11 protein-coding genes are annotated in these 13,496 nt (G+C 60.2%); 6 read left to right on the forward strand and 5 right to left on the reverse strand.

Going from position 1 to position 13,496, the window contains the following annotated elements; translation table 11 throughout:
- Positions 1–166: 166 nt before the first annotated feature.
- Positions 167–2,056 (reverse strand): propionate-CoA ligase PrpE, encoded by a 1,890-nt coding sequence (gene prpE, locus ABD815_RS07005; protein WP_344845534.1) that lies wholly within the window; start codon positions 2,054–2,056, stop codon positions 167–169.
- 230 nt (positions 2,057–2,286) lie between these two features.
- Positions 2,287–4,569, reverse strand: coding sequence for an NADP-dependent malic enzyme (locus tag ABD815_RS07010; protein ID WP_344845538.1), 2,283 nt, complete (start codon positions 4,567–4,569; stop codon positions 2,287–2,289).
- A gap of 244 nt (positions 4,570–4,813) precedes the next feature.
- Between ABD815_RS07010 and cdd the strand changes: the two genes are divergently transcribed.
- The 5 genes from cdd to ABD815_RS07035 all read left to right on the forward strand — a co-directional run bounded on the left by cdd (position 4,814) and on the right by ABD815_RS07035 (position 9,295).
- Positions 4,814–5,224 carry a cytidine deaminase gene (gene cdd / locus ABD815_RS07015; RefSeq protein WP_344845542.1) on the forward strand — a complete coding sequence of 137 codons (411 nt, stop codon included), beginning with the start codon at positions 4,814–4,816 and terminating at the stop codon, positions 5,222–5,224.
- A gap of 4 nt (positions 5,225–5,228) precedes the next feature.
- Positions 5,229–6,539: a thymidine phosphorylase gene (locus ABD815_RS07020; RefSeq protein ID WP_344845545.1), complete on the forward strand. Its 1,311-nt coding sequence runs from the start codon at positions 5,229–5,231 to the stop codon at positions 6,537–6,539.
- Positions 6,536–7,747, forward strand: a complete 1,212-nt coding sequence (locus ABD815_RS07025; RefSeq protein WP_344845548.1) for a phosphopentomutase — start codon at positions 6,536–6,538, stop codon at positions 7,745–7,747. The genes ABD815_RS07020 and ABD815_RS07025 overlap by 4 nt, the downstream gene beginning before the upstream one ends.
- A gap of 9 nt (positions 7,748–7,756) precedes the next feature.
- Positions 7,757–8,389 carry a uracil phosphoribosyltransferase gene (gene upp / locus ABD815_RS07030; protein ID WP_344845551.1) on the forward strand — a complete coding sequence of 211 codons (633 nt, stop codon included), beginning with the start codon at positions 7,757–7,759 and terminating at the stop codon, positions 8,387–8,389.
- 264 nt (positions 8,390–8,653) lie between these two features.
- Positions 8,654–9,295 (forward strand): SPOR domain-containing protein, encoded by a 642-nt coding sequence (locus ABD815_RS07035; protein ID WP_344845555.1) that lies wholly within the window; start codon positions 8,654–8,656, stop codon positions 9,293–9,295.
- Between the two features lie 59 nt (positions 9,296–9,354).
- Here ABD815_RS07035 and ABD815_RS07040 read toward each other — a convergent pair whose 3' ends face one another.
- Positions 9,355–10,368 (reverse strand): M48 family metalloprotease, encoded by a 1,014-nt coding sequence (locus ABD815_RS07040; protein WP_344845558.1) that lies wholly within the window; start codon positions 10,366–10,368, stop codon positions 9,355–9,357.
- A gap of 257 nt (positions 10,369–10,625) precedes the next feature.
- Here ABD815_RS07040 and ABD815_RS07045 point away from each other — a divergent pair, with 257 nt between their 5' ends.
- Entirely contained in the window at positions 10,626–10,793 is a 168-nt protein-coding gene (locus ABD815_RS07045; protein WP_344845561.1) for a hypothetical protein, read from the forward strand.
- 70 nt (positions 10,794–10,863) lie between these two features.
- Here the strand turns inward: ABD815_RS07045 and ABD815_RS07050 are convergent, their stop codons facing one another.
- Complete coding sequence (locus ABD815_RS07050; RefSeq protein ID WP_344845564.1) at positions 10,864–13,071, reverse strand: 3-hydroxyacyl-CoA dehydrogenase NAD-binding domain-containing protein; 2,208 nt, start codon at positions 13,069–13,071, stop codon at positions 10,864–10,866.
- Positions 13,068–13,496 (reverse strand): hypothetical protein, encoded by a 429-nt coding sequence (locus ABD815_RS07055; RefSeq protein WP_344845567.1) that lies wholly within the window; start codon positions 13,494–13,496, stop codon positions 13,068–13,070. The genes ABD815_RS07050 and ABD815_RS07055 overlap by 4 nt, the downstream gene beginning before the upstream one ends.

Below are 13,496 nucleotides of genomic sequence, written 5' to 3' on the forward strand. Positions count from 1 at the left end.
GCTGTTGCGCGCGTAGGCGTGTATCATCCTGAACCTCTTACTTTCCGACAAACCGGACAACGCAAAATGAACGCACCCGCATTGGATGCGTTCATCAACGCTTGCTAGTTAAGGAATTGTTAATCAATCGATCAGGAAATCAAACGGCAAACTTATTAAGATTTTATCAGTTTGCGAAGCCGAGCCCCTGCAGGGCGGTCCGGATTTCATCAAGGATTTCCGGATCGTCGATCGTCGCAGGCATTTTGAAGGGCTCGCTATCCGCGATTTTCACCATGGTCGCGCGTAGAATTTTGCCCGACCGCGTCTTGGGCAGGCGGTCGACAACGCAGGCGAGCTTAAAGGCGGCCACCGGACCGATTTCCTGCCGCACGAGCGTCACGCATTCCTTGGCGATTTCGGCGTGCGGGCGGTCACAGCCTGCATTGAGACACAAAAACCCCAACGGCGCCTGACCTTTGAGCGCGTCCGCGACGCCGATCACAGCACACTCCGCAACATCGGGATGGGAGGCCAGAACCTCTTCCATGCCGCCGGTCGACAGGCGGTGGCCCGCGACGTTGATCACGTCATCCGTGCGCGCCATGATGTAGACATAGCCGTCTTCGTCCTTCATTCCCGCATCGCCGGTTTCGTAATAGCCGGGGAATTGGGTGAGGTAGGACTTTTTGAACCGGTCTTCCGCGTTCCACAACGTGGGCAGGGTTCCCGGAGGCAGCGGTAGTTTGAGCGCAATTGCCCCCAATTCGCCCGGTGCGACCTCGTGCCCGGCCTCGTCGAGAATGTGGATGTCATAGCCCGGCATAGCGACGGAAGGCGACCCGATCTTGACCGGCAGCGCTTCGATCCCGAGCGGGTTGCCCGCGATGGCCCAACCGGTTTCGGTCTGCCACCAGTGGTCGATCACAGGTTTGTCGAGCATCGCCTGCGCCCATTTAATGGTGTCCGGATCGGCGCGTTCGCCCGCCAAAAACAGCGTCTGCAATCCGCTGAGGTCATATTTCTTGACGTATTCGCCGGTCGGGTCCTCGCGTTTAATGGCGCGGAACGCAGTCGGGGCGGTGAACAGCACCTTTACGTTGTGCTCTTCGATCACTCGCCAGAAGGTGCCGGGATCGGGGGTGCCGACCGGTTTGCCTTCGAACACGATTGTGGTGTTGCCGTGGATGAGGGGGCCATAGACGATGTAGCTGTGACCCACGACCCAGCCCACGTCGGAAGCCGCCCAGAACACGTCGCCCGGGTCCACATTGTAGATGTTCTTCATCGTCCAGTTCAGCGCCACGAGTTGTCCGCCGGTGTGCCGGATCACCCCCTTGGGCGCGCCGGTGGTGCCGGAAGTGTAGAGAATGTAGGCGGGGTGGTTGCCCTCGACAGGGACACAGTCGGCGGGTTCGACACCGTATTGGAACCCGTGCCAATTCACATCGCGACCTTCGATGAGCTGGGCGACTTCCTGTTCGCGCTGATAGATCACGCAGAAATCGGGTTTGTGGGTGGCTTGGTCAATCGCGCTGTCGAGCAGCGGTTTGTAGTGAACGACGCGGTTGGGTTCCAACCCGCAGGAGGCGGCGATGATGGCCTTCGGGGTCGCATCGTCGATCCGCACGGCCAACTCATGGGCCGCGAATCCGCCGAATACCACCGAATGGACGGCGCCGAGGCGTGCGCAGGCCAGCATCGCTTCGAGCGCTTCCGGGATCATCGGCATGTAGATGATGACACGGTCGCCTTTTCCCACACCCTTGGCGCGCAAGGCACCTGCGAGCGTGGCGACACGGTTGCGCAGTTCGACATAGGAAATCGTGCGTTTCGTGTGGGTTATCGGGCTGTCATAGATGATTGCGGTCTGTTCGCCGCGTCCGTTCTCAACGTGGCGATCCACGGCGTTGTAGCAGGTATTGGTGAGGCCGTCGGCGAACCATTCATAGATCGGGGCTTTGTCGTCAAAGAGCGCTTTTGACGGTTCTTTGAACCAGTGGATTTCCTCCGCAGCCTTCATCCAGAACGCCTCTGGATCTGTTTTCCACGCACCGTAGACGTCAGCGTAACCCATGATCTCTCCTCCTCGATCCGTGGTATTTGTCAGGTCTCAGGGGCGTCGAAGTCCACCGTTTTATGACCGGAGCAGGCCTCCCAACGCCGCCCCTGTGTCACCGATAGCGCAAGCACGCCCGTGCAAGACTCCCTACTTGGTGCCTTGTTAGCAAATGTGCCTGCCCGTGTTGATGGAAATGTTGCAAATCTGTGTAGCGAGTCTGTTTGCAAAATTTGCAGTTCGCGGTCCTATGAGTAATGCGCGACCGGCGTGCCAGCGATCGCCGACATGTTGAGCAGCCCCCGTGCCGTGATGGAAGGCGTCACCACATGCGCGCGGTTGCCCATACCCATCAGGATCGGGCCGACTTCCAACCCGCCGCCCTTCATTTTCAGGATGTTGCGCACACCGGAAGCCGCATCTGCAATCGCAAACACCAGCGCGTTTGCCGGCCCTTCCAGTCGCGTGCTGGGGAAGTTGCGTGCGCGCAGTTCGGGGTTGAGCGCGGAGTCGATGTGCATCTCGCCCTCATAGGCGAAATCGCGCGGAATCCTGTCAAGGATGGCGATGGCTTCGCGCATGTGTTTGCCCGTCATGCAGTCGAGGTTGCCGAATTCCGAATGCGAACAGAGCGCGATGTTGGGCTCCAACCCGAACCGACGAATATGGCGCGCCGTCGCGATCACTGTCTCAGCGATCTGTGCAGGCGTGGGTTCTGTGTGGACATGGGTGTCGGCCACGAACAGGGGGCCATCCTCAAGGATCATGAGGGACAGGGCGCCCATGGGTTTGAGTTGCTCTGTGCCGAGGATCTGGTTGAGGTAGTTCAGGTGCCACAGATACTGCCCGAAGGTCCCGCAAATCACACTGTCTGCGTGGTCTTCATGCACCATAATCGCGCCGATGGCGGTCGTGTTGGTGCGCATGATGGCCTTTGCGAGGTCGGGGGTGACTCCGCGCCGTTCCATAAGTTTGTGATAGGACTGCCAATACTGTTTGTAGCGGCTATCGCTTTCGGGATTCACGATCTCGAAATCGACGCCGGGGCGAATTTTCAGCCCTGCTCTTTCTGCGCGCATGGCGATGACTTCCGGACGGCCGATCAGGATCGGTTTATCGGTGGTTTCCTCAATCATTGCGCGCGCTGCGTGCAGGACACGATCATCTTCGCCTTCTGCAAAGACAATGCGCCGCTCGGCCTGCGCGGCGGCCATAAAGACAGGGCGCATGATGAGAGCGGATTTAAAGACGGACCCATCAAGGTGCTCTTTGTAGGCGAGCAAATCGGCGACAGGACGGGTCGCACAGCCGCTATCCATTGCGGCCCGCGCAACGGCGGTCGCAACGACGCCCATAAGGCGCGGATCAAAGGGTTTGGGGATCAGGTAGTCCGCGCCAAAGGTCATGCGTTCGTCTTGGTAGGCGGCGGAAACTTCGGCACTGGTCGTGGCGCGCGCGAGTGCGGCGATCCCTTCGATGCAGGCGATCTGCATCTCGTCATTGATCTCGGTCGCACCCACATCGAGAGCACCACGGAAGATAAACGGGAAGCACAGGACGTTATTGACCTGATTGGGATAATCGCTGCGACCGGTGGCGATGATGGCGTCAGGCGCGGCCTTTTTCACCGCGTCGGGCATGATCTCTGGCGTCGGGTTGGCGAGTGCGAAGACGATCGGTTGGCGGGCCATCTTTTTGACCATCTCAGGGGTCAGAACGCCGGGTCCGGACAGGCCGAGAAACATGTCGGCGCCCTTGATCACATCGTCGAGCGTGCGAAGGTCGGTCTTTTGCGCGTAGGCCGCCTTTTGAGGGTTCATGTCCTCTTCGCGGCCTTCATAGACGAGACCGTGGATGTCGCAGAGCCAGACGTTTTCGCGCTTGAGCCCCAGTTTGAGCAACATGTTGAGGCAGGCAATGCCCGCAGCGCCGCCGCCGGTGGAAACGACCTTGATGTCTTCAAACTTTTTGCCGTTGACCTGCAGGGCGTTGGTCGCAGCCGCGCCTACGACGATCGCCGTGCCGTGTTGGTCATCGTGGAACACGGGGATGCCCATGCGTTCGCGACAGATTTGTTCAACGATAAAACAATCGGGCGCCTTGATGTCTTCGAGGTTGATCGCACCAAAAGTGGGCTCCAGGGAGCATACGATATCGGCCAGCTTTTCGGGGTCGCTTTCGTTTACCTCGATGTCAAAACAGTCGATGTTCGCGAATTTCTTGAACAGGACGGCTTTGCCTTCCATCACGGGCTTGGAGGCCGCAGCGCCAATGTTGCCGAGACCCAGAACGGCCGTGCCATTGGTAACCACCGCCACAAGGTTGCCGCGCGCGGTGTACCGGCTCGCGGTTGCAGGGTCATTTTTGATTTCGAGGCAGGCTTCGGCGACGCCGGGCGAATAGGCACGCGCGAGGTCGCGACCGTTTGCCATTGGCTTGGTGGCGCGAATTTCGAGTTTACCGGGCTTGGGGAACTCATGGTAATGCAGGGCTGCGAGCCTGAGGGCTTCGTCTCTGGTGTCCTGGGCCATTGGTGTCCTCCAAAATGGTTTAAGGCTAAACTATCTCGTGTCGGCCTTCGTTGCCTAGGCCATATGACGACGCGACGTCACACGGCAAGAGAGAATTGCGCGCGCGCCCCGAGTTTAGCGCAAACATACGGCAACTGCGCTTGCACGTCGGCCTTCGCGGGGCATAGTGCGGCCTTCAGGCTTGCACTTTCCCGGGGCTGGGCGCAATCTTGACCACATAGTCAAGAAAAGGCCCCATATGTCCATGTCCTCCCCTTTTGCCCCCGATGAAACCCTGATCGACGCGGCGAAAGCCATTCAGGACAAAGCCTACGCCCCCTATTCGAATTTTAAAGTCGGCGCCGCGATCCGCACACCGTCTGGTGAGGTGTTCACCGGCGTTAATGTCGAAAACGCGGCCTACCCCGAAGGAACCTGCGCCGAGGCCGGTGCCATCGCGGCGATGATCGCGGCTGGACAGGTTAAAATCGCCGAAGTCGCCGTGATCGGGTCGAGCGCCGATCCCACGCCCCCCTGTGGCGGGTGCCGTCAAAAACTGCGTGAATTCGGGGGGGCAGACGTGCCGGTCACCATGATTTCGCGTTCCGGCGTGACGCTGACCATGACGCTCGACCAACTCTTGCCGGGTGCGTTTTCTACCGAGTTCATGGACTGACGCCATGGAAGCCCGTGCAATCATTGAAAAACTTCGCGACAAGGTGACCCTTACCCAAGACGAGCTGCGTTGGTTCGCGGCAGGACTTGCGGATGGAACTGTGTCGGATGCGCAGGCCGGTGCCTTTGCGATGGCGGCATTGCTAAACGGTATGGCCGAGGCTGAGCGGGTGGCATTGACGCTGGCCATGCGCGACAGCGGAACAACCATGTCGTGGGAGGCCACCGGACCCGCGATCGACAAACACTCAACGGGCGGGGTGGGCGACTGTGTCTCCCTTTTGCTCGCGCCCGCCTTGGCCGCGATGGGCGCCCATGTGCCCATGGTCTCGGGCAGGGGGTTGGGGCACACGGGCGGCACCCTCGACAAACTCGAGGCTATCCCCGGTTTGACCACGGAGGTCAGCGAAGACCGGTTCCGCGAGATCGTGCAGCAGGTCGGCTGTGCCATTGTCTCGGCCACCGGATCCATCGCGCCTGCGGACAAACGGCTCTATGCGGTGCGCGATGTGACGGGGACGGTCGAAAGTATCGACCTGATCACCGCGTCGATTTTGTCCAAAAAACTCGCAGCGGGGCTCGACGCGCTCGTACTTGACGTCAAATGTGGATCGGGCGCCTTCATGCACACCCGCGAAGACGCCGTCGCATTGGCAAAAAGCCTCGTGTCGACATCCAATGCTGCAGGATGCCGGACCTCCGCGCTCATCACCGATATGAACCAGCCGCTGTGTCCGTCTTTGGGGAATGCGCTGGAATTGATGGTGGTGATGGAGGCGCTGACTGACGGGCGCGTGGACAACAATCTCGTCGATGTGACCTGTGCTTTGGGCGGCGAATTGCTCGTGCTGTCGGGGCAGGCCGAGGATGTGGATATTGCCGCCTTCGAGATGCGCGACGTGATCCTTGAAGGTCACGCCGCAGAACGGTTTGGGGCGATGATTGCAGCGCTCGGGGGGCCAAAAGACTTTGTGGACCACTGGCCGGACCGGTTGGCGTCTGCGCCCGTCATGCGTGAAATCGCGTCGCCCTCGGACGGGTTTGTGTCGGCGATGGATGGTCATGCGCTCGGCATGACGGTGGTCGGATTGGGTGGCGGGCGGCTCAAAGGTGGAGAGCGTATTGATCCGGCGGTTGGAATTTCCGATTGCGTGATGCTGGGGGATCGAATTGCGCAGGGCGACCACATTGCAACCGTTCATGCAGCTACGCCGGAGGCGGCGGACCGCGCCGAACAGGAAATCATCGCGGCCATCAAGTTGGCCACATCGCAGCCCGACGAGTTGCCTTTGATATATGAACGGATCGCACCATGAGCCGCGCGTTTCTCATCGTTATGGATTCTGTTGGTTTGGGCGGCGCGCCCGATGCGGGATCGTTCTTCAACGGCTCGGTGCCGGACACAGGTGCCAATACATTGGCCCATATCGCGCAGGCCTGTGCGGAGGGTCGCGCGGAGGAGGGGCGGTCCGGTTCCTTACGCCTGCCAAACCTCACCAAAATGGGCCTCGGGGCGGCGGTCGCGCTGGCCACCGACGACCTCGCGCCGGGACTGTCCGGAGAGGCGGATGGCCTTTACGGCGTGGCCGCGGAAATCTCACCGGGTAAGGACACCCCGTCCGGTCATTGGGAAATCGCCGGCGTGCCTGTGCCGTGGGATTGGACCTATTTCCCCACGACAGACCCCGCATTCCCTGCCGACCTCATGGCGCGCGTGGCCAGCCTGTGCGGGAGTGATGGGACGCTCGCCAATTGTCATGGGTCGGGTACGACAATTCTCGAAGAATGGGGCGAAAAACATTGTGAGACCGGTTGGCCGATCCTCTACACCTCTGCCGACAGCGTGTTTCAGATCGCCGCGCATGAAGAACATTTTGGCCTCGATCGTCTACTGAAACTCTGTGTCGACATTGCCCCCGAATTGCACGCCATGAAGGTTGGCCGTGTGATCGCGCGCCCGTTCGTCGGGTCCGCGAAGGAGGGGTTCACCCGCACCACGCATCGACGCGACTACGCCATCGCCCCGCCGTCACCAACGCTGTGCGACTGGGTCAAGGACGCCGGTGGGCAGGTGCACGCCGTCGGGAAAATCGGAGACATCTTTTCGATGCAGGGCATTGACGAGGTGCGCAAAGGTGACGATCGCACTCTGTTCGATCACCTGTGCGATGTGATGGATGAGGCGGGCGACGGCAGCCTGACCTTTGCCAATTTCGTCGAATTCGACAGCCTCTATGGCCACCGCCGTGACGTGTCGGGCTACGCGCGCCACCTCGAATGGTTCGACAGCCAGATCCCGCGCCTGCTGGAGCGCGCGCGGGACGGCGATTTGATCCTCTTTACCGCAGACCACGGCAATGACCCGACGTGGACCGGAACAGATCACACTCGTGAATTGGTGCCGGTTGTGGGATACGGCCTCGGGCGGCGCGATATCGGTCGTGTTGCCTTTGCCGATATTGCGGCCTCCGTCGCGACCCATCTCGCCATTGCCCCGCGCGGACCGGGAATAAGCTTTATCTAAGGAACTGCCATGCTCGACCATCTGACCATCGTTAAACACCCGCTCGTCCAGCACAAACTGTCGATCATGCGCGACAAAAACACCTCGACGGCGTCCTTCCGACAGCTCCTGAGGGAAATTTCGCTCCTGCTGGCCTATGAGGTCACGAGGGAACTCGACATGACAACGAAGACCATCGAGACGCCGATCCAGCCCATGGAAGCACCAACGCTGGACGGCAAAAAGCTCGCGCTGATTTCCATTTTGCGGGCGGGCAACGGGTTGATGGACGGAATTCTCGAACTCATCCCATCGGCGCGCGTGGGGTTTGTCGGACTCTATCGCGACGAAGAAACCCTGCAGCCGGTGCAGTATTATTTCAAAGTGCCGGAGTCTCTGGATGACCGACTGGTGATCGCAGTTGATCCCATGCTCGCCACCGGAAATTCCTCCGTGGCTGCGATTGACCTGTTGAAAGCGGCCGGTGCGACCAACATCCGTTTTCTGTGCCTGCTGGCCGCGCCCGAAGGGGTAAAGCGGATGGAGGAAGCGCATCCCGATGTGCCAATCGTCACGGCGGCCGTGGATGAGCGTCTCAACGAGCATGGCTACATCGTGCCAGGGCTCGGGGATGCGGGCGACAGGATGTTTGGAACCAAGTAGTCAAATCGTCCTTTCCAGATTCAAACATCTGGTCTAGTGTCACTGCAACATTTTGTGTGGGGGCACATGATGAGGCCATTTGGCAAAACATTTCTTCTACTGGTAGCGGCCGGTCTCTTGTTGGGGACAGGTATTGCACAGGCGTCGACAGGGTCCCCTGCCGAGCAACCGCCCGTTGGTTTTTCGGGTTCAAAATTTGTGGATAGCAAAGGCTGTGCCTTTGTGCGCGCGGGGTTTAATGGGGCTGTGAAATGGGTGCCTCTCATGACGCCCCAGCACACCCCCCTGTGCGGGCAAACGCCTAGCCTCCACCCCTCCACGGACGCGGGCCAAACTGCGCCCGTGATCCAGAAGACTTCGGTTCCGCGTCTGACGCAGAAAGACACGCACAGCGTCCCTGTGACGACCGCGCAGGGTTTTCGCGCAACGCCGCAAACTCTCGGCGGACAGACGGTCATTGAGCCGGGATGTCGTGTGAATTCTGGCGGCACCGTGCTCACCTGCGCGGCGCATACGGCCACGCCCGGGACCTATGAGTTGATATGGTTGCCTGCCGGCTCAACGGCCCGCCGCGCCGACGGGACGCGTTTTGTGACGCAGGAAGAGACTTTGGTGCGACGCGCCATCAAAGGTTCGCCCGAGGATGCCGACGCGCCATACATTGCCGAAATAGATGCCGATTTGCGCTATGTGCAGATTGGTGCCTTTGGCGTTCCCGATAATGCGGAACGCTCTATCCAACGCCTCGCGGCGCTTGGTTTGCCCGTGTCTTCCCAGATGCTTAATCGTGGAAATGCGGCGCTGAAAATCGTTTTGGCCGGTCCATTTGATCGGCCCGAACGAACCCTATCCGCGCTCGGTGAATTGCGCCGTGCAGGATATGAGGACGCATTCGCTCGAAAGTAGCGTTGAGTTAACGAGGCAAAAAAAGAGGCCCCCGCTGACCGGCGGGGGACTTCTTTTTTTCAGGCCCCGCAAATCCCCTGTAGAGCCACCCAATCACTGTCAGACAAAACGGGGCGGGTGTTTTCGATCCGCACACCCTCCGCTTCGATCAACGGCAGGGTCGTGGTGCCGGTTAGGTCGATCGCATAGGCATAGGGCGTTGCACTGACTTCTGCGCGGGCAAAGCGGGTGATGAGGTCCTCTGTGTCCGGCTCGACCAAGGGCGCGGTCAACAAATGTTCCGCATGCGCATCCAGTTCCGCCTCCGGCACACGTCCGGTCGTGAGTAGCTTCAGCGATGTGAGGAGGCCCGCACCGCGCAAAAGCGCTTCAAGGGGATCGGTTTCACTGGCGCGGGCGCGTTCGGCGAGGATATAGCCACCAACCACCGCGGGGTCCTCGAAATCCTCCACCAAGGACCGGTTCAAAAGAATTGTTCCGCCGGGCAAGTGTTGGCTCACCGCGACGCCACTGGAGAGGACCACAAGTCGTCCGGTTTCGCCCAGACGATTTCGCAACCGCGCCAAGGCGCGCGCACCGTGGACCGTGTCGCAGGGTTGGCCAGAGAGACGTTGGATCCGCGCAAAGAGTTGATCCCCGATTTCGGCGCGGGTCACGGGGGGGACGATTTGAACGGCCTGACGGATGAGCGCGTTCGGCAACCAGAAAACACCCAGCACGAACACCGCCAAAGCAACCGATGCCGCTACCGCGCCGCGCAATCGACCGGGTCGCGGGCGGCTGCGATCAATGGCGCGATGCACGCGGGCAATGGCGTCGATCATCGTAGAGTCTTCGGTTTCGAGGCGTTCATCCGTGTCCGACCCAGGGCGATAGATCGCGCGCTGTTCGTTGGTCCCGTTGACCCGTTCAATCGCAGGAAGCGACCAATGCGACAGGGGATTGTCATTGAGATCGGAGATTGTGAGCGTAGCTTCGCCAACCGACACGATCACTTCGCGCCGTTGGGTGCTTCCTTCGGGACGCCAGAGCGCCGAGGCTTCGAGCCGGTCATAATCGGTCAGCGCGGTCATGCGCGGGGCTGCTCTTATGCTTGTTTAACGTGCATCAGCTTAACTTGGTTCACAGGCGGCGACAACGACGCAGCGGGCGGTTTTATCCGCGAAACGCCCCCAATTTCGCGCCGGATTTCGTGGCGCAGACCTGCAACGCACGCTGAGATCGCGGTTTTGTTAACGGGAGCGCAGCAAAATCGGGTTACCCTTTCAGGGTCGTCTTGCCTTTGGATGGCGCGCAAGGCGGCGACCCGTAACCAGACCGGAGTTGCCCCATGTGTTTGACTGTCGAAGCCCTCGCCCTGTTTTTGAATATGATTGCGGCCCCTGTGTCGGCTGAGCCGGGGCGCATCATTGTGCATGCCGAGGTGCATGACGCCCATTGGGTCCGTGTGGACGGCGACGAGGTGAAATGGTGCACGGACGCGCCGAAAGCGGGCTGACCCCGCGCCCATGAAAAAGCCGCGCATCCCGTGGGAACGCGCGGCTATCGAGTTTTCGCAAGCTTGCGGCTTATGCGGCCTTGGCGTCCGCTCCTGTGCCAAAACGGCCATAGAAGGTCTCACCGCTCGCCGCCATGTCTTTGAGCAATTTCGGGGTCGCGAAACGGGGGCCATGGGTTGCGGTCAGGTTGTCGCAAATCTCGACGGCTTTCGGCGCGCCGATGATGTCGAGCCATGAGAACGGGCCACCGGACCAAGGCGCAAAGCCCCAGCCGAGGATCGCGCCGACGTCGCCTTCGCGGATGTCGGTAAGAACGCCGTCTTCGAGTGCGCGAACCGCTTCGAGGACCTGCGCCATCAACAGGCGCTGCTGGACTTCGTCGAGCTCGGGCTGAACGTCGGCTTCGGGGAACTCTCCGAGGAAGCCGTCCCAAAGAAGGCCACGTTTGCCTTTCTCATCGTAGTCATAAAAGCCCGCATTGGCTTTGCGGCCCATACGACCCTGATCGGCCATCCAGAACACGACCTCATCGACGGCCTCATCCGGATAGGCATCGCCCATCGCGGCCTTCGTCGCCTTGGCGATTTTCACGCCCAGATCGATGGAGGTTTCGTCCACGAGTTGCAGCGGGCCCAAAGGCATCCCCACCAGTTTCGCGGCGTTTTCGATCAACGGCAGGGACACGCCCTCGGCGGCCATGCGGATGCCTTCGTTGATGTAGGGGATGATGCAGCGGTTGGCATAGAAGAAGCGCGCGTCGTTCACCACGATCGGCGTCTTGCGGATCTGGCGCACAAAATCGAGCGATTTTGCAACGGCAACGTCACCGGTCTTTGCGCCTTTGATGATCTCGACCAGCAACATTTTGTCGACCGGCGAGAAGAAGTGGATGCCGATGAATTTGTCCGGACGCGCCGAGGCTTTCGCCAGTTCGGTGATCGGCAGGGTCGAGGTGTTGGAGGCAAAGATGCAGTCCTCGCCCACGATTGCTTCGACTTTCTTGGTCATTTCGGCTTTGACGCCCATGTCCTCGAAAACGGCCTCGACGATCAGATCGCAGCCTTTGAGGGCATCAAGGTCGGTGGTCGCGCTGATGCGCGCGAGCACGTCGTCTTTTTTCTGCGCCGTCACTTTTTTGCGGGCCATGCCTTTGTCGAGAATGCCCTCGGCGTAGGCTTTGCCTTTGTCGGCGGCTTCCTGTTTCTGGTCGATCAGAACGACTTCGATGCCTGCGTTCGCGGAAACATAGGCGATGCCTGCCCCCATCATGCCTGCGCCAAGGACGCCGACTTTGGTGACTTTCTGGTCTGCGACATCGGGACGGTTCGCGCCTTTTTCGAGCGCTTCCTTGTTGATGAAGAGCGAGCGGATCATGTTCGACGACGACGGGTTCATCAGCACATTGGTGAACCAACGCGCTTCGATTTTGATCGCCGTGTCAAAGGGCACCATCGCGCCTTCGTAGATCGCCGACAGGAGCGCCTTGGCCGCTGGATAGACGCCATAGGTATTGCCCGCCACCATTGCCGAAGCGCCGACAAAGGTCATGAAACCCGCCGGATGGTAGGGCGCGCCGCCGGGCATTTTCCAACCCTTCACGTCCCATGGTTTGACGATATCCGCGTCCGTCGCCGCGAGAACCCACTCTTTGGCTTTGGTGAGCAACTCGTCTGCGGGCACGACTTCGTGGACCAATTGGGCCCGTTTTGCGCCAGCGGGGTCGAACATTTTGCCTTCCAGCAGGATCGGAGCCGCCGCCATCGCGCCAACGAGACGCGAGATGCGCGTGGTGCCACCCATGCCGGGGAAGATGCCGACCTTGATTTCCGGCAGACCGATTTTGGCCTTTGGATTGTCCGCCACAAAGATGCGATGCGTGGCCAGTGGGATTTCCAACCCGATGCCAAGCCCTGTGCCGGGCATCGCGCAGGCGACGGGTTTGCCGCCTTTGTTGGTCTTCGGGTCCATGCCGGCGCGCTCGATCTTGCGCAGGATGGCGTGCATCTTCATCAGCCCGTCCATCAGGCCGCGTGCAGGTTCGTCGCCTGCATCCTCTTTCATGCGGGCGATGATATTGAGGTCCATGCCGCCTGCGAAATCTGCCTTTGCGGAGGTGATGACGATACCTTTGACGGCCTCATCCCCAAGCGCGCGGTCAATACAGTCGTCGAGCGCCGCGATGCCTGCGAGCGAGAGCACGTTCATGCTTTTCTCGGGCACGTCCCACGTGATGACGGCCACGCCGTCGCCGTCGATTTCCATCGTGAAATCGGTCATGTTTGTTCTCCCTTTACGGTCGGGGCAATTGCGATCGCTTCCTGCGGATTGCGGGTGCCCATAATTGAGATAATGCGGGGGCCGTCCTCTGTGTCGCGCACGAGAAAGGCCGAACGGTGCGGTTCGGCAATCCGTTGGCCGCCGCTGAAAAAATGCGTCTCCACGGTCGAAAGATAGGTCCCATCCAGACAGTCATCGAAACTCACGACGAGACGAATGGTGTTATCGATCGAGTGGAGTTCGATACCTTCGCAATAGTTGTCAAACATCTCGCGGACGGCATCTTCGGTGCCGACTTCGACCAGACCGCCGGGCGCGACAAGCATCAAAGGCAGCGCAAAGTTGCCCCGATACGTGTCATAATCATTGGTCATATAGGCAACGGTTAGCCCATCGACGATTGACTGGAATTCCCCGCGGTCCAT

Origin of the sequence: Celeribacter arenosi, from assembly GCF_039539485.1 — a bacterium.
Taxonomy (GTDB): Bacteria; Pseudomonadota; Alphaproteobacteria; order Rhodobacterales; family Rhodobacteraceae; genus Celeribacter; species Celeribacter arenosi.